The sequence below is a fragment of the Rhodococcus sp. NPDC003322 genome, assembly GCF_053589555.1.
Genome location: NZ_JBSFSC010000003.1, coordinates 717087 through 743480 on the forward strand (window position 1 = coordinate 717087; position 26394 = coordinate 743480).

Sequence of the window (26394 nt, forward strand, 5' to 3'; positions counted from 1 at the left end):
GTGCTCAGGACTTGCGGTTGTACAGCCGCATCGTGATCGGCCCGAAGACGATCACGAAGCCGGCGCACCAGGCCAGCACTACGCCCAGCTGCGCGGCGCTCACGTCACCGGCCATCAGCCCGCGGATCGCGGTGACCAGGTGACTGATCGGGTTCACGTTCACGAACGACTGCAGCCAGCCCGGCATCGTCGACGGGTCGACGAAGATGTTGGACGCGAAGGTGAGCGGGAACAGGATGAACATCGACACGCCCATCACCGCCTGCTCGGTGCGCATCAACATCGCGAACATCGTCCAGACCCACGACATCGAGAACGAGAACAGCAGCAGCAACGCCACGGAGGCGACCACCCCGACCACCCCGCCCGCGGGCCGGAACCCGAGGATCAGGCCGAGCACCATCACGATCACCGACGCGATCGTGTAGCGGACGAGATCGCCGAGCAGGGCGCCCACCAGCGGGGCCGGCCGCCAGATCGGCAGCGACCGGAATCGGTCGAAGACGCCCTTCGCGATGTCCTTGTTCAACGTCAGCCCGGTGTACATCGTGATCATCACGACCGTCTGCACCAGGATGCCGGGGATCAGGAACTGCACGTACGCCTCGGTCGAGCCGGCCAGCGCGCCGCCGAACAGGTACGTGAACATCAGCGTGAACATGATCGGGAACATGGTCACGTCGAACAGTTGCTCGGGGACGTGCTTGATCTTCAGCAGGGCCCGCCACCCGAAGGACAGCGACGCCGCCACCGCGCCGGAGCGCTTCGGCCGGGGTCCGTCGAGGGCAAGGGCGGCGCTCACCGCGGCGGCGGGTGAGGTGGTGACTGTGGTGGTCGTCATGCCGGGGTTTCCTCGAGGTCGGAGTCGGCGGGCCGGCCGGTCAGGGCGAGGAACACCTCGTCGAGGCTCGGCTGCCCGAGGGCGAAGGTGGTGACCGTGATCCCGGCTTCGTTCAGCGCGGGCAGGGCGCGGGCGACGCGCTCGCTGTCGTCGATGCGGGCGGTCAGTGCGGCGGGATCGGATTCGACGGTGACGTCGACGCCGAGCGCCGCCCTGAGCACGTCGGCGGCGTCGGCGCGTCGGTTCGGGTCCGCGACCCGCACGTGCAGGGCACCGGACCCCACGGACGCCTTCAACTCGCCGGTGGTGCCCTCGGCGATGACGCGCCCGTGGTCGATCACCGCCACCCGGTCCGCCAACTGGTCGGCCTCGTCGAGGTACTGCGTGGTCAGCAACACGGTGGTGCCGCCCGCGACGAGTGCGCGCACGATCTCCCAGACCTGGTTGCGGCTGCGGGGATCGAGACCTGTGGTCGGTTCGTCCAGGAAGATCAGTTCCGGGGTGACGAGGATCGAGGCGGCGATGTCGAGTCGGCGCCGCATGCCGCCGGAGTAGTTCTTCACCTGTCTGCCGCCCGCCTCCGACAGTTCGAAGGCGGCCAGCAGCTGGTCGGCGCGGGCGCGGGCGGCGGATCGGGAGAAGCCGTACAGGCGGGAGAGCAGGACGAGGTTCTCGGTGCCGGTCAGGTCCTCGTCGAGCGATGCGAACTGCCCGGTCAGGGCGACCTTGCTGCGGACGGTGTCGGCCTCGCGGACCACGTCGTGTCCGAGGACCCGGGCGGTCCCGCCGTCGATGTCGAGGAGGGTGGCCAGCATGCGGATGGTGGTGGTCTTGCCTGCACCGTTCGGGCCGAGTACGCCGTAGACGCCGCCGCGGGGAACGGCGAGGTCGACGCCGTCGACCGCGACGTTGCTGCCGAAGCGTTTGACGAGTCCCTTGGTGTCGATCGCGAGGTCGGACATGGGGTTCAGACTGTCCGATTTCGGCGGACCGGGCAACGCAATTACAGAATGACGGCGTCGCCCGGCGCGGTGTCTCCTTGCACGGAAATGCCGCGAATCGCCGAATCGAGCTGCGCATACGCGCCGGTCACCAGCCGGTTCAGGATGGACAGTTTCAGGGTCGGCGCGGCATCGGTGAGCTTCGCGAACCGGCCGGGGCCCATCACCGCGATGCGGGCCGGTGTGTCGGCACGGACGTCGTTGAGGAAGGTGCGGCCGGTCAACGTGGGAATCTCCCCGAACGTCATGCCGGGAGCGAGCGTGGAGATCCTTTTCCCGGTGCCGTTCGGTCCGGCGACCACGGTGCTGATCCGTCCGGACAGGATCAGCGCGATCCCGATGCCCTCGTCGCCGCGGTGGACGATGGTGTGCCCGCCGGGCACGTCGACGAAATCGAGTTCGGCTCGCACCAGCTCGAGCTGGTGCTCGTCGAGGTCTGCGAGCAGCGGATGGTCCGTGAGCTCGATGGACTCGGGGATACGGCCCGCGGCGCAGTGCCGGTCCAGCACCACGGTCTCCGCCCATTCCAGAGCGCTGTCGAGGTCGACGAAGACCCGGCCCTGTCCGGACGGGTCGAGGCTGGAAGCGGTGTTCCCGAGGTGGCTGTCGGGATCGACGAAGGCGCAGGGCAGGCCTCGGGTATCGAGGTCGGTGCGCATCTCGGTGAGCATGCGGCGCGCGACGTCACCGACCTCGTCGACGCGACGAAGGTCGACGACCAGGGCCTCCAGGTCCTGTACGCGCTCACTGATGGCCCGGACCGCGGACTCGGCGCCCGCGAACAGCAGGTCCCCGTGCAGTTCGTAGATGCGCGTCCGTCGACCGTCTCGATCGAGTGTCGCCCGCTCGGCATCGGTGCGACGCTGCCGCGACGGCGCCTCCGCGACGGTGTAGCTGGACCGGATCGCCGACCGGGCCGCGCGGGTGACGTGCAGGAAGTGCAGTTCGAGAGACTTCGACAACTCGCGGCACACCTGGACCCCGCGCACGCTGTTCCCGTGCGAGTCCAGACGAGGGGAGTGCACGGCGATGCCGATCTGGCCCGGCAGCACCGCGAGCACCCCGCCGCCGACCCCGCTCTTCGCGGGCAGTCCGACCTGGGTGATCCACTCTCCGGCCGCGTCGTACATGCCGCAGGACGTCATCACCGAGAGCACCTGCTCGACGTGGGCGGGGGACAGGGCGACGCGGCCGGTCCGCGGGTGGGTGCCGTTGTTCGCCAGGGTCGCCGCGATCAACGCGAGGTCGCGGCAGGTGACGTTGATCGAACACTGCCGGAAGTACAGGTCGACCGCCTCGTCGGGATCGTCGGCGATGATGCCGAACGAACGCAGCATGTGGCCGATCGCCCGGTTGCGGTGCCCGGTTCGTGCCTCCGACGTGTAGACGGCCTCGTCGACTGTCAGCTCCCGCCCCGCGTATGCCGAGTAGCAGCGGCGGATCCGCTCGAACCGCGCGGCCGGGTCGGCACCGGCGATCAGGGACGCGGCGGTGATCGCACCCGCGTTGATCATCGGGTTGCGGGGCCGTTCGGTGACGGGGTCGAGGCTGATCTCGTTGAAGGGCTCTCCGGACGGTTCGACGTCGATCTTGGCGGCGACGGCGTCCGGGCCGTTGTCGGCGAGGGCGAGTCCGTAGGTGAGTGGTTTGGAGATCGACTGGATGGTGAACTCGAGGTTCGACGCTCCCACCTCGTAGACGTGGCCGTCGGTGGTGGCCACACACAGTGAGAACGTGTCCGGCGGCACCTCGGCCAGTTCGGGGATGTAGTCGGCGAGGGCGCCGGCCCGGTTGCCCAGACACCGCTCGTACACCTCGCCGATGATCGTGTCCACGACAGTGCGCATGCGGACCAGGTTGTCACTCCCGGCCGCGCCGTGCAGGTCGAGCCCGTCCCGGGCCGGGCAGGTCGAGACCGTCCCGGGCCGTGCAGGTCGGGAGACCCTCCCGGGCGGCGCGACCTGTGAGGTGACTCACCGCGGAAGGCATAATGGACCAGGCAGCGCGGCCGCACGACAGCGTCCGACGGTATGCCTGGCGGTGTTCGGATACCGGGCTCCGTAGACTGACCGGGTCGACCGGTGGTCGGTCGGCGGGTTGTTGCGCAGTACTGCGGAGGGAGCGATCTCGTTGGGTGTTCTTTCTCGAGTTCAGACGCCCGGTGATCTTCGTGGTCTGACCCTCGCCGAGATGCGTGAGCTCGCCGCCGAGGTGCGCGAGTTCCTGGTGCAGAAGGTGTCCGCGACGGGCGGGCACCTGGGACCGAACCTCGGCGTGGTCGAGCTGACCCTCGCGGTGCACCGGGTCTTCGACTCGCCGAAGGACGCGGTGCTCTTCGACACCGGCCACCAGGCATACGTGCACAAGATCGTGACGGGTCGCCGGGACGGGTTCGACTCGCTCCGCAAGCAGGGTGGCCTGTCGGGTTACCCGTGCCGGGCGGAGTCCGAACACGATTGGGTCGAGTCCTCCCACGCGTCGGCGGCGCTGTCGTACGCGGACGGGCTGGCGAAGGCGTTCGCGCTCACCGGACAGGACCGACACGTCGTTGCCGTCGTCGGTGACGGTGCGCTGACCGGTGGCATGTGCTGGGAGGCCCTGAACAACATCGCCGCGGGCAGGGACCGCTCGGTCGTCATCGTGATCAACGACAACGGTCGCTCGTACGCGCCGACCATCGGTGGCCTCGCCGACCATCTCGCGGCGCTGCGGCTGCAGCCCGGCTACGAGAAGGTCCTCGACAACAGTCGGAGAATGGTCAAGAAGGTGCCGTGGATCGGCCGCGCCGCATACCAGTTCCTGCACGGCATGAAGGCCGGCATCAAGGACATCGTCAGCCCGCAGGTGATGTTCACCGATCTCGGGATCAAGTACCTGGGCCCGGTGGACGGCCACGATCAGGCGGCGATGGAGTCGGCGCTGCGGCGGGCCAAGGACTTCGGCGGCCCGGTGCTCGTGCACGCCGTCACCCGCAAGGGCATGGGATACGCGCCGGCCGAGAACCACAAGGCCGACCAGATGCACGCGACCGGAGTAATCGATCCCCGGACGGGTCGCTCGACCAGCGCCCCGGTCCAGGACTGGACTTCGGTGTTCTCCGACGAGCTGATCGCTCGGGCGCGGACACGCGAGGACGTCGTCGCGATCACCGCTGCGATGCCCGGCCCGACCGGCCTGGCCGCGTTCGGCGAGGCGTTCCCGAACCGGATGTTCGACGTCGGGATCGCCGAACAGCACGCGGTCACGTCCGCTGCGGGCCTGGCACTCGGTGGCCTGCACCCGGTGGTCGCCGTGTACTCGACATTCCTCAACCGCGCCTTCGACCAGTTGCTGATGGACGCCGCACTGCTCAAGCAGCCGGTCACGCTGGTCCTCGACCGCGCCGGCGTCACCGGCCCCGACGGCGCCAGCCACAACGGCATGTGGGACTTCTCGCTGCTGGGGATCGTGCCGGGCATGCGGGCGGCCGCGCCGCGGGACGCCGCCACCCTGCGGGAGGAGCTCGGTGAGGCACTCGCGGTCTCGGACGGCCCGACGGCCGTGCGGTTCCCGAAGGGCGCGGTCGGCGACGACATCCCGGCGCTCGAGCGGATCGACGGGGTCGACGTGCTGGCGATGCCACCATCGCGGCGCGATGACGTGTCACCGCAGCGGCGCGGCGACGTGCTGATCGTGGCGGTGGGCTCCTTCGCCGCGATGGCGCTGGAGACCGCGAACAGACTGGCGCAGCAGGGCATCTCGGCCGCGGTCGTCGACCCCCGGTGGGTGTTGCCGGTGCCGCGTCCGGTCGTCGAGATGGGCCGCGACTTCTCGATGGTCGTCACCGTCGAGGACAGCGGTGTGCACGGCGGCATCGGTTCGGCGGTCTCCGCAGCGTTGCGGGCCGCGGGCATCGACACCCCCGCACGCGACGTCGGCGTTCCGCAGCGGTTCCTCGACCACGCCTCGCGGGACCAGGTGCTCGCCGAGGTCGGCCTGACCGCTCAGGACCTCGCCCGCCAGATCACCGGCTGGGTGGCCGGGCTCCGTTCCGAGGAGGACGCGCCGGCCGCCCCGAACGCCGCGGACAGCGACATCGTCACCCCGAAGCCGTGACCGGGAGTGCCGGGGTCGCGTGACGGCCCCGGCACCCGGCCTCAGCCGGCGGCTTCGAGTGTGCGGCCGCGGGTTTCGGCCACGAGCTTCCACACCACGAAGAAAGAGATCGCGGCCATGACCGCGTAGGCGCCGTAGGTGAGCGAGAGGTTCCAGTCGGCCAGGGCGGGGAACGTCGCGGAGACCAGGAAGTTCGCCACCCAGTTGGCCGCGGTCGCGATGCCGACGGCCGCCGCGCGTACCCGGTTCGGGAACATCTCGCTGATCAGCACCCACACCACGGGGCCCCAGGAGAAGGCGAAGAAGAACACGAACGCGTTGGCCGCGATCAGCGCTACGGTGCCGTTGGCGCCGGTCAGGGTCGCCACCGAGTCGCCCTCGGCGTCGGTGGTCACAACCGCGGAGTTGAAGCAGATCGCGGCGGTCGCCAGGGAGACGGCCATGCCGACCGAACCGATCAGCAGCAGCGGCCTTCGCCCGATCCTGTCGATCACGGCGATCGCGACGAAGGTGCCGACGATGTTGACCAGTGCACTGACGACGCTGATCAGCAGCGACCGGTCCTCACCGAAACCGACCGCCTCCCACAGGGTTGCCGAGTAGTAGAAGATCACGTTGATGCCGACGAACTGTTGCAGCGCGGCGAGCGCGATGCCGACCCACACCAGCGGCGCGACACCAAGCGGCTTCGAGAACAGTTGGCGCAGTGTGGTCTTGGTGCGGTGCTCGCTGAGCGAGGCGCGGATCTCGCCGATCCGGGCGGTGACGACATCGTCCCCGCCACCTTCCAGATTCGCGAGGATCTTCCGCGCCGCGTCCTCGCGTCCGCGCAGCACCAGGAACCGGGGCGACTCGGGGATGGTGAAGCTCATCAGCAGGTAGAGAAGGGCGGGTACCGCTTCGAGGGCCAGCATCCACTGCCACGCCTCGATGCCGGCCAGGTGTTCCCGGGCCCCGCCGGCGGCCTGGTTGAGTGCGTAGTTGACGAGCTGCGAAATCGCGATGCCGAGCACGATGGCCAGCTGGTACATCGACCCGAGCCGGCCGCGGATCGCCGCGGGGGCGATCTCCGCGATGTACGCCGGTGCGATCACGGATGCGAAGCCGACCGCCACACCACCGACCACTCGCCACGCGGTCAGGTCGTAGATGCTGAAGGGGAACGCCGAGCCGAGCGCGCCGACGAGGAAGAGGATCGCCGCCAGCTGCATGACCCTGATCCGGCCGAGCCGGTCGGCGATGTCGCCGGCGATCCAGGCGCCGAGTGCGGCGCCGAGCAGCGTCAGCGAGACGGTCAGACCCGTTCCGCCGGCACCGATGTCGTACTTGTCGCGGATCGCGCCGACCGCGCCGTTGATCACTGCGGTGTCGTAGCCGAAGAGGAATCCGCCCAGTGCCGCCGCGGCGGCGATCATCAGCGCGTGCCCGACGGCGGCCCTCGCGGCCCCGGATCCCGTGCCGCCGAAGGCGGTGTCGCTCGTTGCCATGTCAGCCCCCAGACTCTCGGCCTGAATGCCTCCGGGCCGACGCGCCGTTGCGTCGTGACACACCCGCAGCATTCTGACGCTACTGCGAATCCGGCTCGTGCGCGCGGTGGCCACGCGACTGCGCCCCGGGGCCGAGTCTCCCGGGGCGCAGTCGCGGATCGACGTGTCGCGAAATCAGCCGATGTTGGCGGACAGGTCGGGAATCATCCGGTTGACCTGGTCCTCCCAGTTCTTCCAGTTGTGCACGCCGGTGGCGGGGTAGTCGTAGTGGGCGTTCGCGCCACCGAGGGTCGACATCCGGACCTCGAACGCGCGGGTGTTGGCCAGCGCCAACGCCTCGAGGGGCACCGACTGCACGATGCCGAGGGCGTCGCTCACGTCGCCCGCGCCGGGGACGCCGCTGCCGGAGGCGATCCACAGCCGGGTGTTGTTCACCTTCAGCATCGGCGCGAAGACGAAGGGGTCCATCCGCAGCCACTGCGGTCCCCATGGGGGCGCCATCGCGTCGATGTTGAAGCCGCCGGCCGAGATCATCGCGGCGCGCAGCGCCTCCCGCATGCCCGGAGCGGAGTTGTTGAGGAACCCGGAGTACGACCCGGCGAAGCTGAACTGCTGCGGGTGGTACGCGGCCAGGGTCAGGGCCGCGCTGCCGCCCATCGAGAGACCGAACACACCGTTGCGGTTCGAGCTGAAGCCCAGCCGGGAACCCAGTGCGTCGGGAAGCTGCTGCGTGAGGAAGGTCTCCCACCGGTACGTGTTGGCCTTGCCGTCGACGTTGCCTCCGGCATCCGAGCTGCCCAGCGCCGACGACCCGCCCGAACTGCCGGTGGAGGACCCGAGATCGCCCGGGCCCCATGTGCTCGGCGCGTTCCAGTCCGCGTAGAAGCTGGACTGGCCGCCGACCGGCATCACGACGTTGATGTTCGCCGCGGTCAGGGCCCGTGCGACGTTGGTTTCGATCTCCCAGCCGTTGAGATCGTCGCGGGCCCGCATGCCGTCGAGGGCGTACACCACGCGATCGGTGTTGCCGTTGGCCGCGCGGAAGATGCGTGACTTGATGTCCCCCATGTCGGATCTGACCCAGAAGTCGAAACCGAAGTTCGGGTCGTATGCCGCGTTCGCGGTGCCCACTGGACCTGCTACCGACGCCCCGAGCGGTAGCACGATCGCCATGGACACCAACACCGAGCGTTTGAGCCAGGACCCGGCTCTTCCGCCCTTCACTTGTCTGACTCGCATCCCTTTACTGGCCTTTCGTCCGTGCGGCCGTGCACAGCCGCAGGTTCACGGGTTCGTGCACTGTATCGCGGTGTGCGCGCGGTGACGGCCGGACGACACGATCGTGATGCAATCGGTGACAGGGCCCGTTGCAGTTCGCCGCCACGCCGATGCGGGGAAGATCGCAGGTCGCAGGTGTGCCCGGGAGAGCGTGCACACACCGGCGGGCGCGGCACGGGAGAAACCCGTCGCCGCGCCCGCCGATGCGGTCTCGCGCTGCCGGTCAGACGCTGGCAACACCCTTGGCCAGGAACCGCTTGCCGTTGACGGCCTCGGAGGTGCCGGTGCGGTCCAGGTACGGGGTGATGCCGCCGTTCCAGAAGCCGAAGCCGCCACCGAGGATCAGGCACAGGTCGATGTCCTCGGGGGCCGCGACGACACCCTCGTCGAGCATGATCGCGATCTCCTCGGCGAACGCGCGCCGGGTGCGCTCGAGGACTTCCTCCGCGGTCGACGGCTTGTCGCCCTGCGGCCACAGTGCGGCGACCTCGGGGTCGACGACCTGTCCCTCCGGACCGTAGGTCCACACGCCGGGCTTGCGGGCCTCGACGAGGGCCTCGAGCCCGGGGGAGGACTTGAACCGGTCGGGGTACGCGGCCTGCAGGGTCTCGCCGGTGTGCAGCGCGACGGCCGGTCCGACGAGGGCGAGCAGGGTGAACGGGCTCATCGGCATACCGAGTTCGGCGACCGCGTTGTCCGCGACCTCGAACGGGGTGCCCTCGTCGACGGCGGTCATGACCTCGCCGAGGGTGCGGGTGACGAGCCGGTTGAACACGAACCCGGGCTTGTCGGCGCACAGCACCGCGGACTTGCGCAGCGTCTTGGCGGTCGCGAACGCGGTTGCGAGGGTGGCGTCATCGGTCTTCTCACCCTTGATGACCTCGAGCAGCGGCAGCACCGCGACCGGGTTGAAGAAGTGGAAGCCCACGACCCGCTCCGGGTGCTTCAGGTCCGAGGCCATCTCGGTGATGGACAGCGAGGAGGTGTTGGTCGCCAGGACGGTCTCGGGGGCCACGTGCTCCTCGAGTTCGGCGAACACCTTCTTCTTGACGTCCATGTTCTCGAAGACGGCCTCGATGACGAAGTCGGTCTTCGCGAACGCGGCCTTGTCCAGCGAGCCGGAGACGAGCGCCTTGAGGCGGTTCGCGGCGTCGGGGGACAGCCGGCCCTTGCCCTGGAGCTTGTCGATCTCGGCGTGCACGTAGCCGACGCCCTTGTCGATGCGCTCCTGGTCGATGTCGGTGAGGATCACCGGCACCTTGAGCTGCTTGACGAACAGCATCGCGAGCTGGCTGGCCATGAGGCCGGCGCCGACGATGCCGACCCCGGAGATCTTGCGGGCCAGGGACTTGTCCGGTGCTCCGGCCGGCCGCTTGGCGCGGGAGTTGACGAGGTTGAACGCGTACAGGCCGGCGCGCAGTTCGTCGGTCATGAGCAGGTCCGCCAGGGCCTCGTCCTCGGCCGCGAAACCGGCGTCGAGGGTCGCCGGGTCGGTGAGGTCGATGGACCGGGCGGCGTCGAGCAGTGCGACGGTGCGCACGGCGCCGGGGGCGTTGTTCTTGGTCTTGCCGGCGACGATCGCCTGCGCGCGGGCGATGGCCTCGTCCCAGCCGGCGCCGCGGTCGATCTCGGGGCGGGCGGGGACGATCTCTCCGGCGAGGACCTTCGCCGCCCAGGCGAGGGACTGCTCGAGGAAGTCGGCGGAACCGAGCACGACGTCGGCGAGTCCGAGCTTGGCGGCCTGGGCCGCATTGATCGTCTTGCCGTTGTTCAGCGGGTTCTCGACGGCGATGGTCACGGCGTTCGCGGGCCCGACGACGTTCGGCAGCAGCTGGGTTCCACCCCATCCGGGGACCAGGCCGAGCATGGCCTCGGGCAGGCCGAGGGCGGGCACGTTGTCGGCGTAGGTGCGGTAGTGGCAGTGCAGGCCGACCTCGAGGCCGCCGCCGAGCGCGAGGCCGTTCACGAACCCGAAGGTCGGGACGGTGGACTCGCGCAGCCGGCGGAACACCTTGTGGCCCAGACGGCCGAGTTCGAGGCCCTGCTCGCGGGAGCTGATCGACGGGACGCCCTTGAGGTCGGCACCGGCGGCGAAGATGAACGGCTTGCCGGTGACGGCGATGGCGGCCGGGTTGGCGGCGAACGCCTCGTCGAGCGCGGCGTCGAACGCGAGCAGGCCGCGCGGGCCGAAGGAGTTCGGCTTGGTGTGGTCGAAGCCGTTGTCGAGGGTGATCAGCGCGACGGGGCCCTCGATGCCGGGGACCGAGACCAGCTTGGTGTAGGCGTTGGTCACGACCTCGTCGGCGAAAGCGCTTGTGATGTCGGTCATTTACTTGGCTCCCGCCTGGTAATCAGCGTGGTTGGGGTTCTCCCAGATGACGGTTCCGCCCATGCCGAGGCCGATGCACATGGTGGTCAGGCCGTAGCGGACGTCGGGGTTCTGCGCGAACTGACGCGAGAGCTGCGTCATCAGGCGCACACCCGAGGATGCGAGCGGGTGGCCGCATGCGATGGCGCCGCCCCACTGGTTGACGCGCGGGTCGTCGTCGGCGATGCCGAAGTGCTCGAGGAACGCGAGCACCTGCACGGCGAACGCCTCGTTGATCTCGAACAGGCCGATGTCCTCGATCTTCAGGCCAGTGCGGGCGAGCAGCTTCTCGGTCGCCGGGACCGGGCCGATGCCCATCACGGCGGGATCGACGCCCTGGAACGCGAAGCCGACCATCCGCATGCCGACCGGCAGGCCGAGCTCGGCGGCGGTGTCCTCGCCGGCGAGGATGCAGGCGGTGGCGCCGTCGTTCAGTCCCGCGGCGTTACCGGCGGTGATCCGGCCCGCGGGGCGGAACGGGGTCTTGAGCGCGGCGAGGTCCTCGATCGTGGTTCCGGGACGCGGCGGCTCGTCCTCGGTGGCCAGGCCCCAGCCGTTCGCGGCCCGGGTGGCGACCGGCGTCAGGGTGTCGGCGATGAAGCCGGCCTTCTTCGCGGCGTCGTACTTGTTCTGTGAGGCAACCGCGTAGGCGTCGGTGCGCTCCTTGGTGATCGACGGGAACCGGTCGTGCAGGTTCTCGGCGGTGTTGCCCATCACCAGGGCGGACGGGTCGACAAGCTTGTCGGTCATGAACCGCGGGTTCGGGTCGGCGCCCTCACCCATCGGGTGGCGGCCCATGTGCTCGACGCCGCCGGCGATGACGACGTCGTACTGGCCGAAGCCGATGCCGGACGCGGTGGTGGTGACGGCGGTCATCGCGCCCGCGCACATGCGGTCGATCGCGAAGCCGGGCACGGTCTCGGGCAGGCCCGCGAGGATGGCGGAGGTGCGGCCGATGGTCAGGCCCTGGTCGCCGGTCTGCGTGGTGGCGGCGACGGCCACCTCGTCGATGCGCTCGGGCGGCAGCTGCGGATTGCGGCGCAGCAGCTCACGGATCGCCTTGACGACCAGGTCGTCGGCGCGGGTCTCGGCGTAGATGCCCTTGGCCCCGGCCTTGCCGAACGGGGTGCGGATGCCGTCGACGAAGACGACGCCCCGCCCCTGCGAAGTGGATGGAGACACGCTGATTCCTCCTGGTGGAGACTGCTCACCGCCAAGGTCCGGGGTGAGGCTCGGGTTGCCCTCGTAGCGAGTCGTCCCGCATTCGCTACCGGTCAGTAACTTACCCTACGTCAATACCGCGGGTACCGACACTGGGGAGGTGTCGGGGTGGTGTCCCACTGCTCGCGCGGGCGCCGGCCGGTTGCCGGTGGGCCGTTCACCCGTGATTCGCCTCGCTACCGCTGGGTAAGGTTGCTCGTCGAGCATCGGTTCGACGAGGGGAAGGTGGCGCAGTGGTGTTCACCAGATACGTCGCGATCGGCGACAGCCAGAGCGAGGGGCTGAACGACGGCGACGACGACGGCGGCTACCGCGGCTGGGCGGATCGGCTGGCCGAACGGATCGCCGTGTTCGAACCGGACGTCCGCTACGCGAACCTCGCGATCCGAGGCCGGTTGGCCCGGCAGGTGCGGGAGGAGCAGCTCGCACCCGCCCTGGCGATGCAGCCGGACCTGGCATCCGTCGTGGCCGGCGTGAACGACCTGCTTCGCCCGAAGTTCGATCCCGCCGCGGTCGCCGCGGAACTGGAGATCGCGTACTCGGCGCTGAGCGCCGCCGGCGCACGCGTGCTCACCATGGCGTTCCCGACGCTCGGCGCCGGAATGCCGGGCGGCGGCGCGATCATGGCGCGGATCTCGGCGTTGAACACACAGATCCGGGCGGCGGCCGGCCGCCACGGCGTCGTGGTTGTCGACCTCGAGGCGTACCCGGTGTCCACGGATCCGCGGCTGTGGAGCTGGGACAGGCTGCACCTCAACGAGGCCGGACACGACCGGCTGTCCGCCGCCGCGGCGAGCGCGCTCGGCCTCCCCGGTGCCGATCTGAGCTGGCAGGAGGACCTGGGGCCGTTGCCGCCGAGGGCGCTGCCCGACCGGGTGCGCGGCGACGTCGAGTGGGCCGTGCGATTCCTCGGTCCGTGGCTCGGGCGGCGCCTGCGCGGCACCTCCTCTGGAGCGGGCCGGACAGCGAAACGGCCGCAGCTGACGCCGGTGCGGTGAATCCGGGCGGTGCCGCCCTGGTCAGTTGGCCGAGTACCGGTACTCGAGCACCGGCTCACGAGCGAGCACGTCCCCGCGTTCCGTGATCGTCAGCGCGGTCGGGTCGAGGGCGTACTTCACCGACCGGTTGGTGACCGTGAAGCCGTCGTCGGTCGCCTTGGGGTCGTCCAGTTCGATCTCCGACCCGTCGTGGTCGCGTCGGCCCATGTAGTAGTAGCGCCCCGCGTCGGTCCGGCAGACCACGATCGTGGACTCGTCCGTCCTCGCCACCACGACCGCCGGGTCGGTGCGGTTGCAGCGCGGACCGCTGCCGTCGGTGAACCCCTGCGCGTCCGCACCGTCGACGTGGCCGACGAAGTCCATCGGCGCGCCCGCGGCCTCCGACGACTTGGCCGCCTGACCGGGCGGCACCTTCTTGGTGGTCGTGGTGGTGGTGGCCTTCGTGGTCGTCGCCGGTGCCGGGACGAGGACCGTCTCGGTGTGTGTCGGCGCGGCGGTGGTCGTGACCGGCGCCGGCGGCGCCGAACTCGCGGTGACCGACGATGCCGACGCGGCGTCCGGACCGCGGTCACCGAGCAGCCATGCGGTGGCTCCGGCCGCCGCGAGGGCGGCGACCGCCGCACCGGCCGCAACCGGAACCAGCAGTCGGCGAGGACGAGTCGGGGTTGCAGTCGCCGGCGCGACGGTCGTCATGGTCGGTGCGACGGCCGTCCCGGCCGGCGTGACAGTGGTCACGGTCGGTGCGACGGTCGTCGGGGGCGCCGGCGTCGACAGATGGGTTGTCGGCGTCGGCACCGCGACGGTGGCGGGGGCACCGCCGATCAGCGCGGTGTTTGTGGCAGCGGCCAGAGCGCCCGACGACGGGAACCGATCCGTGGGGTTCTTCGCCATCGCCCGCGCGATCACCGCGTCGAGGGCGGGCGGCAGGTCCGGGCGCACCGCCGTGACCCGAGGCGCGGGCAGGTTCAGGTGCGCGTGCACGAGATGGGCGGTGTCGGATCCGGGAAACGGCAGCTGCCCCGTCAGCAGGTGGTACAGCGTGCACCCGAGTGCGTACTGGTCGCTGCGCCCGTCCAGCGTACGGCCCTCGAGTTGTTCCGGCGACGCGTACTGAAGGCTCGCAACGACCGTGCCGGTGCGGGTCAGGGCGGTGGCCTCGAGGCTCTTCGCGATCCCGAAGTCGGCCAGCAGAGCTCGCTCCGGGTCGCCGGGCCGAGGCGTGGTCAACAGGATGTTCGCCGGCTTGACGTCGCGGTGCAGCACCCCGTGCGTGTGGGCGTGGTCCAGGGCGCGGGCGATGTCCGCGACGATCGCGACCGCGCGCGCGGCGGGCATCGGCCCCCGGCGCAGTGGCGTCGCCGCATCGGTGCCGTCCACGTACTGCATCGAGATCCAAAGCTGCTCGTCTCCACCACGCGGGTCGCGTTCCGCTCCACCACGCGGGTCGCGTTCCGCTCCACCACGCGGGTCGCGTTCCGCTCCACCACGCGGGTCGCGTTCCGCTCCACGGTCGTAGACGGTGACGATGTTCGGGTGGTCGAGCCGCGCCGTGTGATCGGCCTCGCGCAGGAAACGGTCCCGGCCCTCCGGGTCGCGGGTCAGCGCGGGGTCGGGGAGTTTCAGCGCGACCAGACGCGGCAGGCTCGGATGCGCCGCCAGGTACACGCTGCCCATGCCGCCGGAGCCGAGTCGCCGCTCGATCCGGTACCCGGCGAACACACTGCCCGGCTGTAGTTCTCGCGCGCTGATGCTCCACCCCTGACCTGGTCCGTGCAAACGTCGGTCAGCATATCCGGGCGGGTCGAGACCCTCGGCGGACGTGCGTCACCGGACCGGGGGACCGGAGCCGGAACCGGCCCGCCGCCGTTCGGTTTCGCGGACCGCCCTTCCGGGTCCCCGGAGCCCGGTAGCCTCGGGATCCCTGTGTCCGAGTGGCTGATCCGGGAGGGGAGTCGGGGCGAATGGTCAGTTTCTTCACCAGGCAAGGCGATCTGCTGGTCGCGGAGAGGTTGGCGGTCAGTCATTGGGCGCCGACGCAGTTGGGTGGGCACGCCGTGTGCGGTCTGCTTGCCCGGCAGCTCGAAACCCATTGTCCTGCCGGATTCGTCCCGGCCCGGATGACGGTGGACCTCTTCCGGCCCGTGTTGAACGCTCCGATCGAGGTGCGCAGCGAAGTCGTGCGTGAGGGGACGCGGATCGCCGTTGCGGATGCCTCGATCGTTCAGGACGAGCAGGTACGGGCGCGTGCGTCGGTGGTGTTCCTGACTCCCGGTGCGGAGCCGGCCGGCCGGGTGTGGAGCGCCGCGCCGGACCTGCCGGTGCCACCGGAAGGGTGTGTGTCCCCGCACGGTGCCCCGCCGCTCTTCAAGAGTGGTGGTCGTGACTGGTCGCCCGACTACGCCGCGAACCAGAACGCGGACCGCAAGACCTCGTGGCACAGTCTTCCTCCGCTGGTGGCAGGGGAACCGATCTCGCCGTTCCAGCGCGCCGCGGTGCTCGGCGACACGACGAACCAGGTGTGCCACTGGGGTTCGCACGGTGCCGGCTACATCAACACGGACATGACGCTGACGCTGTCGCGACTGCCCGTCGGCTTCGAGCTCGGTCTCCGCGCCGACAACGCCGTCGCGGCCGACGGCGTCTCGATCGGCACCGCGACCCTCTACGACCGCACCGGACCGCTGGGGACCTGTGTCGTCACCGCGTTGTCCAACGCCCGCAGGCAGATCGATTTCACGGCGCCGAGGCCGGTCTGAGGTCCGCCGTGGAACCGCCTGTCGCGGCGGCCAAACGGTGATGGAAGGTGGCGAGAAGGACGGCACCCACCGCCACGGGCAGAAAGTACGGGTAGACGACCACCACCGGAGTGGTGGACGGGCCGATGGTGTTCATCAGCGCCAGCGCCCCCAGCAGCGGGCAACCGGCGAGACCAGCGGCGGCGGCCCAGGCGACGGCGCGCCGGGGGACCGCGGCCGGGGCCAGGCAGAGGACGACGGGGACGGCGAGCACGGCGATCAGACCGAAGCCGAAGTAGGCCAGCGCCGAGGCCGCGCACTCGGCGGGGGACTCGATTCCTCCGGGGTTGCCGACGGCGAAGTGGCCGAGTTCGCAATCGGTGAACTGCAGCATCGGCTCGCGTGCGACCACGACGCCGAGGACGGCCGCGAGGATCGCGAGGACCACCCATTCGGCGCGCAGCAGGATCATTCGGCGATCCTGCCACGGCGCCGCACGGGACGGTCAGATCGACGCGCGTCTCTGCGGTCGTCGGACCAGCGCGCGTCTCCCGGTCGTCAGACCAACGCGCGACCGGTGCGGATCCGCCACCGCAGATCGGCCATCAGGTAGTTGTAGGGGAACTCGCGAACGATGCCGGGCAGGAGCCGGTTGACGGTCGCGATCGCCTTCATCAGGCGATCGAATCGGTGCTGGTCCCGGCTCGTCCACGAATAGTGCATCTGGTCGCGGAACTCCTGCGGGAGAAAGCCTTTGGTGATGAATAGATTGAGCGGTCCGAGCAGCTTCGCGAGGATCGGGTTGGCGAATCCGGCGCGGGCGATGATGTCGAGGTGGGCGCGAACAGCGTCGTCGATGGACACCTTCTTCATCGCCTCGGTCCAGTACTCCTCGAACGCGTCCCGATTCTCGGGCCACATCTCCTGTTTGACCTGCAGTGTCGTCCCGAACACTGCGCCCCGCTGGTAGTAGTACTCGCGCTCGGCGGGGGTGTACTCGCCGCGCAGGACGCGATGGGTGTCCTCGAATCCGCGGTAGATGCAGGCCGCGACCCACAATTGCAGCTCCGGATCGAACGCGTTGTACTCGACCGGGCTGTCCTCGCTGGACCGGACCTGTGCGTGCGCGCGGTTGACGCCGCGGCGGTAGAGCCGCTTCTCGTCGTCGGTACCCATCGACGCCACCGCGAGATACTGCAGCGTGGTGCGGCTGCGTTTGATCGGATGGTCGAACAGGCGCCCCGACTCGACCTTGCTCTCCATCACGCCGTAGCCGACGCCGGGCCACGAGAGTTGCATGATGACGTTCGCCGCGCCGGCCATCAGGGACACGCCGTCGACCTGGGCGAGCACGGGCCCGCCGTCGATCGCCCGCACGGCGGCGCTTCCCCCGGTCGCGGACCGGGCGGACGCGTCCTGCGCCTGCGTTCCCTGTGTCGACGAATCGTCGCCGGTCACATCCCCATCAGACTGCTCCAGCACCGACATCTGCCCCTCCAGACCGTTCGATTCTCCGCTATCTGATCACGACCGTACTCACATATATGTGGTGCGTCCAGCGGTCGGTGGAAAGATGATCGCCATGACGTCGTCGGCGCGGGTCTACGCGGGAGTGGAGGGCGATCAGCGCCGCGCCGAGCGGCGCGCCCAGCTGATCGAGGCGGGTCTCGACCTGCTCGGTGGGCCGGAAGGGGAGTCGACGCTGTCGGTGCGCGGTGTCTGTAGGCACGCCGGCCTCGCGACCAGGTACTTCTACGAGTCCTTCGCCGACCGTGACGCCCTGACGGTGGCGGTGTACGACCACGCCACCTCGCGCATCGCCGAGTCCACGCTGGAGGCGGTCGCCGGTGCGCCGAAGCAGGAGCGGGCACTGGTGCGCGCCGGCGTCGCGACCATCGTCCGCGAGATCTCCGAGGATCCGCGCCTGGGCAGGCTCGTGTTCTCCGGCCCGGTCACGTCCGTTCTGGCACAGCGGCGGCTGGAATCGGCCCGGATGTTCGTCGGACTGACCACCGCTCAGGCGGTGGACTTCTACGACCTGCGGTCGGGTGCCGACGTCGACCTGGCCGCCCACTTCGTCGTCGGGGGCCTGGCGCAGATCCTGACAGCGTGGCTCGACGGCAATCTCGACGTCGAGGCCGATGTGCTCGTGGACCGGTGCACCGACCTGATGCTGGCCGTCGGCACCCTGGTGTAGCTCAGCGCCCGGCTGTGTCCCGGTCCACGCTGAGGGCGTGTGCGAGAACCGGTGTGGTCAGCTCGCGCTGCCACGGTCGGGCGTCACCTTCGGCCAGCGCGGCGTCGACGAATTCCTCCAGAGCCGAGGTGCTTTCGCCGCGGTGGTCGGCCGGGTCGAAGTCCCAGCACAGCCGGCGGACCAGCTCCGGGGTCAGCAGGTTCTCGACGGGTACGTGCACCCGCTCGCTCAGCGCGGACATCTCGCTGCGGGCCGCGGTGAGTCGATCGGCGGCTTCGGGGTGCTTGCGGGCCCAGCGATTGGCCGGCGGTGGACCGGTGAACGGTTGGGTGAGGGGCGGCAGGTCCGCCTCGGGCAGCGCGCGGGCCCGTTCCAGCGCCTGCAGCCACACCCGCGAGGACCGGCGCTGGCGAGGGCCGCCGAAGACCGGCAGTGCGCGCAGGGCGTCCACCGACCTCGGATTCGCGCTCGCGGCCGCGACGATCGCCGAATCGGGCAGGATCCGGCCCGGAGCGATGTCCCGTCGGCTCGCGATCTCGTCGCGTGCCTGCCACAGTTCCCGAACCGCGGCGAGCTGCCGGGGTGACTTGAGGGAGTGGATCTGCGAGGTGCGACGCCAGCGGTCTGACTTCGGCTTCGGCGGACCGGCGAGGCGAACGTGCTCGAATTCCTGTGCCGCCCATGCGGCTTTTCCCTGGGCATCGAGCTCGGCGGCCATCGCGTCACGCAACTCCACCAGCACCTCGACGTCGAGAGCCGCGTAGTTGAGCCACGATTCGGGCAGCGGTCGGCGGGACCAGTCGTCGGCGCCGTGCCCCTTGCGCAGTTCGAGGCCCAGCATCCGTTCGACGATCGCTGCCAGCCCGACCCGATCGAAGCCGGCGAGCCGCCCGGCGAGCTCGGTGTCGTAGAGGATGGCCGGGCGCAGGCCGAGCTCCGCCATCCCGGGCAGGTCCTGATCGGCGGAGTGCAGCACCCATTCGAGCGGATTGATCGCCTCGGCGAGCGGGCCGAGATCGGCGGCGATCGGGATCGGGTCGACCAGCACGGTACCGGCACCCGCGCGCCGGAACTGCAGCAGGTAGGCACGATTGGAGTAGCGGAAGCCCGAGGCACGTTCGGCGTCGACGGCGAGCGGCCCGGTGCCTGCCGCGAGGCGGGCTGCCGCCTCGGCGGCCATCCGGGGAGAGTCGACGACCTCGGGCAGTCCGTCCGCCGGGGTCAGGAGGGGGACCGCGGCGTGCGGGGGCTCGGGGTCGCTCGACCCGGACGTGGACGACTCAGCCATGGACAGTGACTTTACGGCTCCACGGTTCGAGGCTGCTGGAGGGTCGTTTTTCGGGGTCGCTTCCGGGATTTCGCGCGCGCCGCGGCGGCCAGGTCGTCGAGTGCCGGCTCGAACGCGTCGGCGAGGTCCCACAGGTGCGGGGCAAGTTCCCGGCACGAGGTCAGACCCACGTTGAGGCTGCCGTCGAGCGACATCACCGTCACGTTCAGGCCGTTGCCGTGGAAGATCGGGCCGAGCGGATACATCGCGGTGATCCGGGCCCCGAGGAGATACAGGGGGACCGACGGTCCGGGCACGTTGGAGGTGATCAGGTTGGTGACCACCGGATGACGCTCCGCGAGACGCAGCGATGCGTACGCCCGCATCACGCCGCCGAACAGGGTGGGGGCCGCGAACTGGGACCAGTCCTGCAGCAGTGTCGCGCCGAGCGACGCGTTGTGCGACTTGACCATCGTGTTGTGGCTGTTGGTCTGCATCAGCCGCTCCACCGGATCGGCGATCTGGGTGCCCAGCTGGGTGAACATCCCCGAGAGCTGGTTGGTGCCCGGCCGATCGGAGAGATCGTGGACGGACACCGGCACCATCGCCACCAGCGAGCTGTCCGGCAGTTCGTCGCGGGCCTCGAGGTAGCGGCGCAGCGCCCCGCCGACCATCGCCGTGACCACGTCGTTGACCTTGACGTCGAAGGTGTTCTTGACCAGCTTCACCTTCTCGAGGTCGAGTTGCGCCCAAGCGACGGTGCGGTGCCCGGTGATCGCGCTGTTGAAGGAGGTTCGCGGCGCCGTGAACGGCGCGGGCATCGCCTCGCCGCGGCGTGCCCGGCGGATCCACTTGGGCAGCAACGTGACTCCGCCCGGCAGTGCCCGCACCACCTTCAACGGCCGGGTGGCGAACCCGATCAGCCCGCTGACCGCCAGGTCGAGGGTGCCGCCGGGCCCCGCGCCGCGCTGCTCCGGGTCGGGTTCGGGCCGGGGCGCGTCGGGGGTCAGGCTGCACAGCTGGGCGAGCACCATCGCGGCGGTGACGCCGTCGACGTTGGCGTGGTGCATCTTCGTCATCAGCGCGACCGACCCGTCCGCGACGCCTTCGATCACCCACATCTCCCACAACGGGATCGTGCGATCCATCTGCTGACTGGCGATGTGGCCGCACAGTTCCTCGAGTTCGTCGCGACCGCCCGGCGCGGGTACCGCCACCCGGTGCAGGTGCCGGTCGATGTCGAAGTCGGTGTCGTCGATCCAGGCCGGATGGTCGAGGTTGAACGGCGAGTCGTACAGCTTGCGGCGGAAACTCGGCATGTCGCGCAGGCGATCCGCCAGTTCGGCCTTGAAGGCGGGATAGCTGTAGCCGCCGGGGACGGTCGAGACGTCGAGGATCACAAGGCCGCACACGTGTAGCAACTGCGTGGGTGTCTCGAGGTAGAGGAACGTGGAATCCAGACCGCTCAGTCTCTCCATCGGTACATGCTAAAGCGGGTGCCGGCGTGTGGACCGGCGAACGGACAGGCGGTGACCGATGCCACCTCAGCGACCGAGCTGGGTGATCCCGGCCGGGGGCAGGCCCGCTGCGGCTGCGAGTACCTCGCAGAACGCCTCGACGTGCGGGGCGAGCGATGCGGTCGCGGCAGTCCAGGACGCGCGCAGTTCGAGTTGGTGCGCCCGCGGGGGTCCGGCGATGTCGCCGTAGCGGACCGAACTGGTCGCGGTGACCGTGCCGCCGAGCGCGGTCACGTGCTCGTGGTGGGCGTCGAGCGCGTCGACCAGCCAACTCCACGCCACCTCCGGCAGCAGCGGGTCGGCGGCGAGGTCCGCTTCGAGATCGGCCTGGATGTATGCGACGAGCCGCATCGTGCCGTTCCATGCCTCGTCCCCGGCCGGGTCGTACAGCAGGATCAGCCGGCCGAACGCGTCACCCTCGGATTCCTCGGAGACGATGTCGGAGTCCGGGTGCCGGACCTCCGCGCCGATCGCGTAGCTGTACGGGGCCAGCCGCTGGGGCGGGCGGATGGGGCCGATCTCGATCTGCGGATGGACCGATGCCGTGTGCATCGACTCGACGGCGCTGCGGAACTGCGCTGGCTCGGCGTTGGGTCCGGACATGGTCACCAGTCGGACGGTAGACCGGTCCCGACGGGCCGCGCGGTAGGCGCGCCGGTCCGGGGGTGAGCCCCGGCAAATAAAACTGTCGTCTGACAGGTATTGCGGAAAAGATTCGGGCCGAGACGTGCGGTAATAGAGCGTAGCGTGCGATCGAAGATCGGACCCGAGGTCCAACAGTGGAGGTGCGTCGAGGCGCCACCGTGCACCGTCGCGCCGGTCGAGTGGGCCGCCGTCTTTGGGTGTCGCACGCGGGCGTCTGGCAGCATGGCCACCACAGGACGAATCGGGCGACGAGCGTTGGGACACATGAGCGATCTGGAAGACACGAATTCGGCGATGGCCACCGGGGCGCGGTATCCGTACCGCAGGCGCCTGACCGACGCACCGCTCCTGGCGGCCGCATCGGGTCGCCGGCCCGTCCACCGTCCGGTGTGGTTCATGCGTCAGGCCGGGCGTTCCCTGCCCGAGTACCGCGAGATCCGCGCAGGCATCGGCATGCTCGAATCGTGCTTCAACCCCGAACTGGTCTGTGAGATCACCATGCAGCCGGTCCGCAGGCACAAGGTCGACGCCGCGATCCTGTTCTCCGACATCGTGGTTCCGCTCAAGGCCGCCGGGGTCGATCTCGACATCGTCGCCGGCACCGGCCCGGTCGTGGCGAACCCGGTGCGCACCGCGTCCGACGTCGCGGCGTTGCCTCGGCTGCGTCCGGAGGAGGTCGGCGCGGTCACCGAGGCCATCTCGCTGCTCACCACCGAACTCGGCGGCACCCCGCTGATCGGGTTCGCGGGCGCGCCGTTCACGCTGGCGTCGTACCTCGTGGAAGGCGGCCCGAGCCGCAACCACGAGCGCACCAAGGCGTTGATGCACTCCGACCCGAAGACCTGGCACGCGCTGCTCGGCGCCCTCGCCGACACCACCATCGCCTTCCTCAAGGCGCAGCTGCACGCCGGCGTCGACGCGATCCAGCTGTTCGACTCGTGGGCCGGAGCGCTGTCGCTGGCCGACTACCGCACGTTCGTGCTCCCGCACTCGCAGCGGGTGTTCGCCGAGATCGCCGAGGCCGGGGTGCCGCGCATCCACTTCGGGGTCGGCACCGGCGAACTGCTCGGGGTGATGGGGGAGGCCGGCGCCGACGTCGTCGGCGTCGACTGGCGGGTCCCGCTCGATGAGGCCGTCCGGCGGGTCGGACCGGGGAAGGGGCTGCAGGGCAACCTCGACCCGGCCGTGCTGTTCGCGGGCTGGCCCGCGATCGAGAAGGAGGTGCGCCGCATCGCCGGGGAGGCCGACCGGGCCCTCGCGGCCGGCGCCACCGGGCACATCTTCAACCTCGGCCACGGCGTGCTGCCCGACACCGATCCGGCGGTCCTGACCGACGTCGTGGAGCTGGTGCATTCGCTGTGACCACCGTTGCGGTCGTCGGGGGCGGCATTTCCGGACTCGCCGCGGCGTACCGGCTCCGGACCCGGCTCGGCCCGGACGCCCGGATCCTGGTGCTGGAGGAGTCCGACCGGTTCGGCGGAAAGCTGCGCACCGTCCCGATCGCCGGTGACCCGGTCGACGTCGGCGCCGAGGCGTTCATCGCGCGCAGGCCCGAGGTGCCCGCGCTGCTCGCCGAACTCGGCCTGACCGATCAGGTCGAGAATCCTTCGGGAGCGCGACCGCTGCTCTGGGCGGACGGCCGGCTGCACCCGCTGCCGACCGGCACGCTGATGGGCATTCCCGCGCGGGCCGATTCGCTGGCCGGTCTGGTCGACGCCGCCACGCTGGCCCGGATCGAGGGCGAACCGTCCACGCCGCTGCAGTGGGACCGCGGCAGCGACGTCTCGGTCGCGGCCCTCGTCGGCGCCCGCTTCGGTGAACAGGTGGTGCGCAGGTCCGTCGACCCACTGCTCGGTGGGGTGTACTCGGGCCTGTCCGACACCGCGAGTGTCCGGGCCGCGGTCCCGGCGCTCGCCGCGGCACTCGACGCGGGCGCGACGAGCCTGACCGAGGCCGTCCGGACGGCATTGCCGCCCCAGTCGGACGCGCCGGTGTTCGGCACGCTGCGCGGTGGCTACGGGGTGCTGCTCGACGCCCTGCGGACGGCGTCGGGTGCCGAGTTCCTCGATCGCACCCCCGCGACCGGCTTGCGTCCCGCGGGCGACCGCTGGTCGCTGGATCCGGTCGGGGAGGTGGACGGGGTGATCGTGGCACTGCCCGCGGACCGGGCCGCCACCCTGCTCGCGGACGCGGCATCGGAGGCGTCCGCGCAGGCCGCCCGCATCCCGCTCGCGTCGTCCGTCGTCGTCGCCCTTGCGCTGCCGAAAACAGCTGCGCTGCCGGAGAACTCGGGGATCCTCGTCGCGACGGGAGAGGATCTCGCGGCGAAGGCGTTCACGCTGTCGTCGCGCAAGTGGCCGCACCTGGCGCAGCGCGAGGTGACGCTCGCCCGCGCGTCCTTCGGCCGGTTCGGTGACGCGGCGATCGTCGACGCGGACGACGACCAGCTGATCACCCTCGCCCGCGCCGACCTGGCGACCGTCACCGGGGTCACCGACCAACCGGTCGCCGCGTTCGTCCAGCGGTGGCACGGAGGGCTCCCGCAGTACCGCGCCGGGCACCTGGAGATCGTCGACCGCCTGGAGGCGGCGATCGCGGGAGTCGACGGCATCGAGATCGCGGGCGCGATGCTGCACGGCGTCGGCGTGCCTGCCTGTGTCGCCTCCGCCACCACGGCGGCGACGCGGCTCGCGGCGCGGGTGGCAGGATAGGGCCATGGCACGCCTCGATTACGACAAGCTCAATTCCACCCTGCGCTACGCGATGTTCTCGGTGTTCCAGGTCCAGCCCGGTGTCCTCGGTGACGACCGCGCCGCCGCGGTGAAGAACGCCCAGGACTTCTTCGACTCGTTCGAGGACACGGACGTCGTCGTCCGTGGCATCTACGACGTCGCCGGCGTGCGCGCCGACGCGGACTTCATGATCTGGACCCACGCGGAGAAGCTCGAGGATCTGCAGAAGCTGTACGCCGACTTCCGGCGGACCACCGACCTGGGCCAGGCGAGCGACCCGGTCTGGTCGAATGTCGCACTGCACCGTCCGGCCGAGTTCAACAAGAGTCACGTCCCCGCGTTCATCGCCGGCGAGGATCCGGGCAACTACATCTGCGTGTACCCGTTCGTCCGGTCCTACGAGTGGTACCTGCTGCCCGAGGCGGAACGCCGCACGATGCTCGCCGATCACGGGAAGGCCGGACGCGGCTACCCGGACGTGCGCGCCAACACCGTGCCCGCGTTCGCGCTCGGCGACTACGAGTGGATCCTCGCGTTCGAGGCTCCCGAACTCGACCGGATCGTCGACCTGATGCGTGACCTGCGCGCCACCGAGGCCCGCATGCACGTGCGCGAGGAGACGCCGTTCTTCACCGGCCCGCGCGTGTCGGTCGAGCAGCTGGTCAACTCCCTGCCCTGAGGGACGCCCCGGCGGCCGGGACGGATGGATGCCGTTTCCGGCCGCGCCAGGGCCGTGATGTGACATTCTCCGTGGTGGAACGACGGCGGTACCCCACCTGCATGGGCTGAGGTGCCGTCGTCGGGTGTACAGGGCAGGCCACCACGGAGGGACCCACCATGTCGCATCGCTTCTCCCAGGTCACCAGGCGATTGAGCGTCGTTCTCGCTCTCGCCGCAGTGTTCACCGCCGTGGCACCGGCGGCGGCCGCACCGAACAACGGCACCCCGCCGGGCGAGCCGAACAACAAGAAGGTCACCGTGATGACCAGGAATCTGTACCTGGGCACGGGGCTGACCGACATCGTGACCGCGACGACGTTCCCACAGTTCGTCGAGGCGGTCACCAGGGCCCGGCAGAACGTGATCGACACCGACTTCCCGGCGCGCGCCGAGGCGCTGGCGACCGAGATCCAGCGCAGCGGCCCCGATCTGGTCGGGCTCCAGGAGGTCTCGCTCTGGCGGACCCAGACGCCGTCGGACCTCAACGGGCCGAACGCGACCACCCCGTTCCAGGACTTCCTCGCGATCCTGCAGACCGAACTCGCCGAACGCGGCCTGTCCTACACCGCGGTCGCGACGTCGACCAACGCGGACGTCGAGGCCCCGTACCTGGACCCGGCCGCGCCGGTGAATCCCGCGGTCGGCCTGCCGCTGTCGGACATCCGGCTCACCGACCGCGACGTGATCCTGGCCCGCTCCGGGGTGGCCACGTCGAACCCGCAGAACGGCCACTACGCCGCGCAGCTCACCGTGCCCACCGCGGCCGGTAGGCCGGTGACCTTCACCCGCGGCTGGACCTCCGTCGACGCGACCGTGAACGGGGCCGCGTTCCGGTTCTTCAACACCCACCTCGAGACCGAGTCCCCGGCGCCGGCCATCCAGGTCGCGCAGGGCGCCGAGGCGCTCGGAATCGTCAACTCGAGTCCGCTGCCGGTGATCGCCGTCGGCGACTACAACTCCGATGCCGCGGGCACGACGACGCCCACCTACGCGAACCTGATCGCCGGAGGTCTCGTCGACGCGTGGCCCGCCGCCAACCGCTCGGCGGCCGGACAGACCTGCTGCCAGAACGAGCTGCTGACGAACCCGGTCTCGGAGAACGGCACCCGGATCGATCTGGTCCTGACCAAGGGCGACTGGCAGGCCAAGAATGCGACGTTGGTCGGCGCGGAGCCGTTCCGCGCCTCACCGGCGCCGCTGTGGGCGTCCGATCACGCCGGCGTGGTGGCCGAGCTCAAGCTGAAATAGGGGCCGGTGGCACACTGGCCACCGTGACTTCGGAGCCGGTACGG

Annotated in this window: 21 protein-coding genes; 8 read left to right on the forward strand and 13 right to left on the reverse strand. The window is 70.2% G+C overall.

Annotated elements, in window-relative coordinates; genetic code table 11:
* Positions 1-4 precede the first annotated feature (4 nt).
* Genes ACWDUM_RS15590 through glsA form a run of 3 tightly spaced genes read right to left on the reverse strand, consistent with a single transcriptional unit; the run spans position 5 to position 3689 of the window.
* Entirely contained in the window at positions 5-841 is an 837-nt protein-coding gene (locus ACWDUM_RS15590) for an ABC transporter permease (RefSeq protein WP_450134641.1), read from the reverse strand.
* Entirely contained in the window at positions 838-1803 is a 966-nt protein-coding gene (locus ACWDUM_RS15595; RefSeq protein ID WP_450134642.1) for an ATP-binding cassette domain-containing protein, read from the reverse strand. Before ACWDUM_RS15595 ends, ACWDUM_RS15590 begins: the two co-directional genes overlap by 4 nt.
* Before the next feature lie 41 nt (positions 1804-1844).
* On the reverse strand, positions 1845-3689 hold the full coding sequence (gene glsA, locus ACWDUM_RS15600) for a glutaminase A (protein ID WP_450134643.1): 1845 nt from the start codon (positions 3687-3689) through the stop codon (positions 1845-1847).
* A gap of 283 nt (positions 3690-3972) precedes the next feature.
* Between glsA and dxs the strand changes: the two genes are divergently transcribed.
* The gene (gene dxs, locus ACWDUM_RS15605) at positions 3973-5937 is read left to right on the forward strand and encodes a 1-deoxy-D-xylulose-5-phosphate synthase (RefSeq protein WP_450134644.1); all 1965 of its coding nucleotides are present in this window, start codon (positions 3973-3975) and stop codon (positions 5935-5937) included.
* A 41-nt stretch (positions 5938-5978) separates the two neighbouring features.
* Here the strand turns inward: dxs and ACWDUM_RS15610 are convergent, their stop codons facing one another.
* The 4 genes from ACWDUM_RS15610 to ACWDUM_RS15625 form a co-directional block, all read right to left on the reverse strand.
* Positions 5979-7424 (reverse strand): sugar porter family MFS transporter, encoded by a 1446-nt coding sequence (locus tag ACWDUM_RS15610; RefSeq protein ID WP_450134645.1) that lies wholly within the window; start codon positions 7422-7424, stop codon positions 5979-5981.
* A gap of 174 nt (positions 7425-7598) precedes the next feature.
* Positions 7599-8663, reverse strand: a complete 1065-nt coding sequence (locus ACWDUM_RS15615) for an alpha/beta hydrolase (RefSeq protein WP_450115937.1) — start codon at positions 8661-8663, stop codon at positions 7599-7601.
* 262 nt (positions 8664-8925) lie between these two features.
* Positions 8926-11031 carry a 3-hydroxyacyl-CoA dehydrogenase NAD-binding domain-containing protein gene (locus tag ACWDUM_RS15620; RefSeq protein WP_450134646.1) on the reverse strand — a complete coding sequence of 702 codons (2106 nt, stop codon included), beginning with the start codon at positions 11029-11031 and terminating at the stop codon, positions 8926-8928.
* The gene (locus ACWDUM_RS15625) at positions 11032-12252 is read right to left on the reverse strand and encodes a thiolase family protein (protein ID WP_450134647.1); all 1221 of its coding nucleotides are present in this window, start codon (positions 12250-12252) and stop codon (positions 11032-11034) included.
* Between the two features lie 275 nt (positions 12253-12527).
* On the opposite strand from ACWDUM_RS15625, the gene ACWDUM_RS15630 reads away from it, so the two are divergent.
* Positions 12528-13289: an SGNH/GDSL hydrolase family protein gene (locus tag ACWDUM_RS15630; RefSeq protein WP_450134758.1), complete on the forward strand. Its 762-nt coding sequence runs from the start codon at positions 12528-12530 to the stop codon at positions 13287-13289.
* A gap of 21 nt (positions 13290-13310) precedes the next feature.
* Here the strand turns inward: ACWDUM_RS15630 and ACWDUM_RS15635 are convergent, their stop codons facing one another.
* Positions 13311-15008, reverse strand: coding sequence for a serine/threonine-protein kinase (locus ACWDUM_RS15635; protein ID WP_450134648.1), 1698 nt, complete (start codon positions 15006-15008; stop codon positions 13311-13313).
* Positions 15009-15250: 242 nt separating this feature from the next.
* On the opposite strand from ACWDUM_RS15635, the gene ACWDUM_RS15640 reads away from it, so the two are divergent.
* Positions 15251-16045 carry a thioesterase family protein gene (locus ACWDUM_RS15640; protein ID WP_450134649.1) on the forward strand — a complete coding sequence of 265 codons (795 nt, stop codon included), beginning with the start codon at positions 15251-15253 and terminating at the stop codon, positions 16043-16045.
* Here ACWDUM_RS15640 and ACWDUM_RS15645 read toward each other — a convergent pair.
* Together ACWDUM_RS15645 and ACWDUM_RS15650 are read right to left on the reverse strand one after the other, a co-directional pair.
* Positions 16023-16496 (reverse strand): hypothetical protein, encoded by a 474-nt coding sequence (locus ACWDUM_RS15645; protein ID WP_450115942.1) that lies wholly within the window; start codon positions 16494-16496, stop codon positions 16023-16025. The two genes, ACWDUM_RS15640 and ACWDUM_RS15645, sit on opposite strands and share 23 nt — an antisense overlap.
* A gap of 86 nt (positions 16497-16582) precedes the next feature.
* The gene (locus ACWDUM_RS15650; RefSeq protein ID WP_450134759.1) at positions 16583-17347 is read right to left on the reverse strand and encodes an oxygenase MpaB family protein; all 765 of its coding nucleotides are present in this window, start codon (positions 17345-17347) and stop codon (positions 16583-16585) included.
* Between the two features lie 250 nt (positions 17348-17597).
* Between ACWDUM_RS15650 and ACWDUM_RS15655 the strand changes: the two genes are divergently transcribed.
* Positions 17598-18221 (forward strand): TetR/AcrR family transcriptional regulator, encoded by a 624-nt coding sequence (locus ACWDUM_RS15655; protein WP_450134650.1) that lies wholly within the window; start codon positions 17598-17600, stop codon positions 18219-18221.
* Position 18222: 1 nt separating this feature from the next.
* Here ACWDUM_RS15655 and ACWDUM_RS15660 read toward each other — a convergent pair whose 3' ends face one another.
* From ACWDUM_RS15660 to ACWDUM_RS15670, 3 genes are all read right to left on the reverse strand, one after another.
* Positions 18223-19509, reverse strand: coding sequence for an HRDC domain-containing protein (locus ACWDUM_RS15660; protein WP_450134651.1), 1287 nt, complete (start codon positions 19507-19509; stop codon positions 18223-18225).
* Positions 19510-19520: 11 nt separating this feature from the next.
* Complete coding sequence (locus ACWDUM_RS15665; RefSeq protein ID WP_450134652.1) at positions 19521-20966, reverse strand: WS/DGAT/MGAT family O-acyltransferase; 1446 nt, start codon at positions 20964-20966, stop codon at positions 19521-19523.
* 66 nt (positions 20967-21032) lie between these two features.
* Entirely contained in the window at positions 21033-21608 is a 576-nt protein-coding gene (locus ACWDUM_RS15670) for a DUF3000 domain-containing protein (RefSeq protein WP_450115971.1), read from the reverse strand.
* Between the two features lie 306 nt (positions 21609-21914).
* Between ACWDUM_RS15670 and hemE the strand changes: the two genes are divergently transcribed.
* From hemE to ACWDUM_RS15690, 4 genes are all read left to right on the forward strand, one after another.
* A complete protein-coding gene (gene hemE, locus ACWDUM_RS15675; RefSeq protein ID WP_450134653.1) occupies positions 21915-23012 on the forward strand; it encodes a uroporphyrinogen decarboxylase in 1098 nt (365 codons plus the stop codon).
* The gene (locus tag ACWDUM_RS15680) at positions 23009-24361 is read left to right on the forward strand and encodes a protoporphyrinogen oxidase (RefSeq protein ID WP_450134654.1); all 1353 of its coding nucleotides are present in this window, start codon (positions 23009-23011) and stop codon (positions 24359-24361) included. The genes hemE and ACWDUM_RS15680 overlap by 4 nt, the downstream gene beginning before the upstream one ends.
* 4 nt (positions 24362-24365) lie before the next feature.
* Positions 24366-25061, forward strand: coding sequence for a hydrogen peroxide-dependent heme synthase (gene hemQ, locus ACWDUM_RS15685; RefSeq protein WP_450134655.1), 696 nt, complete (start codon positions 24366-24368; stop codon positions 25059-25061).
* 158 nt (positions 25062-25219) lie between these two features.
* Positions 25220-26350: an endonuclease/exonuclease/phosphatase family protein gene (locus tag ACWDUM_RS15690; protein WP_450134656.1), complete on the forward strand. Its 1131-nt coding sequence runs from the start codon at positions 25220-25222 to the stop codon at positions 26348-26350.
* Positions 26351-26394: the final 44 nt, after the last annotated feature.

Bases quoted from the DNA above. Each gene is read 5' to 3' on its own strand.
- ACWDUM_RS15590 (WP_450134641.1), bottom strand. From the start codon at position 841: ATGACGACCACCACAGTCACCACCTCACCCGCCGCCGCGGTGAGCGCC.
- ACWDUM_RS15595 (WP_450134642.1), bottom strand. From the start codon at position 1,803: ATGTCCGACCTCGCGATCGACACCAAGGGACTCGTCAAACGCTTCGGC.
- glsA (WP_450134643.1), bottom strand. From the start codon at position 3,689: ATGCGCACTGTCGTGGACACGATCATCGGCGAGGTGTACGAGCGGTGT.
- ACWDUM_RS15610 (WP_450134645.1), bottom strand. From the start codon at position 7,424: ATGGCAACGAGCGACACCGCCTTCGGCGGCACGGGATCCGGGGCCGCG.
- ACWDUM_RS15615 (WP_450115937.1), bottom strand. From the start codon at position 8,663: ATGCGAGTCAGACAAGTGAAGGGCGGAAGAGCCGGGTCCTGGCTCAAA.
- ACWDUM_RS15620 (WP_450134646.1), bottom strand. From the start codon at position 11,031: ATGACCGACATCACAAGCGCTTTCGCCGACGAGGTCGTGACCAACGCC.
- ACWDUM_RS15640 (WP_450134649.1), top strand. From the start codon at position 15,251: ATGGTCAGTTTCTTCACCAGGCAAGGCGATCTGCTGGTCGCGGAGAGG.
- ACWDUM_RS15645 (WP_450115942.1), bottom strand. From the start codon at position 16,496: ATGATCCTGCTGCGCGCCGAATGGGTGGTCCTCGCGATCCTCGCGGCC.
- ACWDUM_RS15650 (WP_450134759.1), bottom strand. From the start codon at position 17,347: ATGGCCGGCGCGGCGAACGTCATCATGCAACTCTCGTGGCCCGGCGTC.
- ACWDUM_RS15655 (WP_450134650.1), top strand. From the start codon at position 17,598: ATGATCGCCATGACGTCGTCGGCGCGGGTCTACGCGGGAGTGGAGGGC.
- ACWDUM_RS15660 (WP_450134651.1), bottom strand. From the start codon at position 19,509: ATGGCTGAGTCGTCCACGTCCGGGTCGAGCGACCCCGAGCCCCCGCAC.
- ACWDUM_RS15665 (WP_450134652.1), bottom strand. From the start codon at position 20,966: ATGGAGAGACTGAGCGGTCTGGATTCCACGTTCCTCTACCTCGAGACA.
- ACWDUM_RS15670 (WP_450115971.1), bottom strand. From the start codon at position 21,608: ATGTCCGGACCCAACGCCGAGCCAGCGCAGTTCCGCAGCGCCGTCGAG.
- hemE (WP_450134653.1), top strand. From the start codon at position 21,915: ATGAGCGATCTGGAAGACACGAATTCGGCGATGGCCACCGGGGCGCGG.
- hemQ (WP_450134655.1), top strand. From the start codon at position 24,366: ATGGCACGCCTCGATTACGACAAGCTCAATTCCACCCTGCGCTACGCG.
- ACWDUM_RS15690 (WP_450134656.1), top strand. From the start codon at position 25,220: ATGTCGCATCGCTTCTCCCAGGTCACCAGGCGATTGAGCGTCGTTCTC.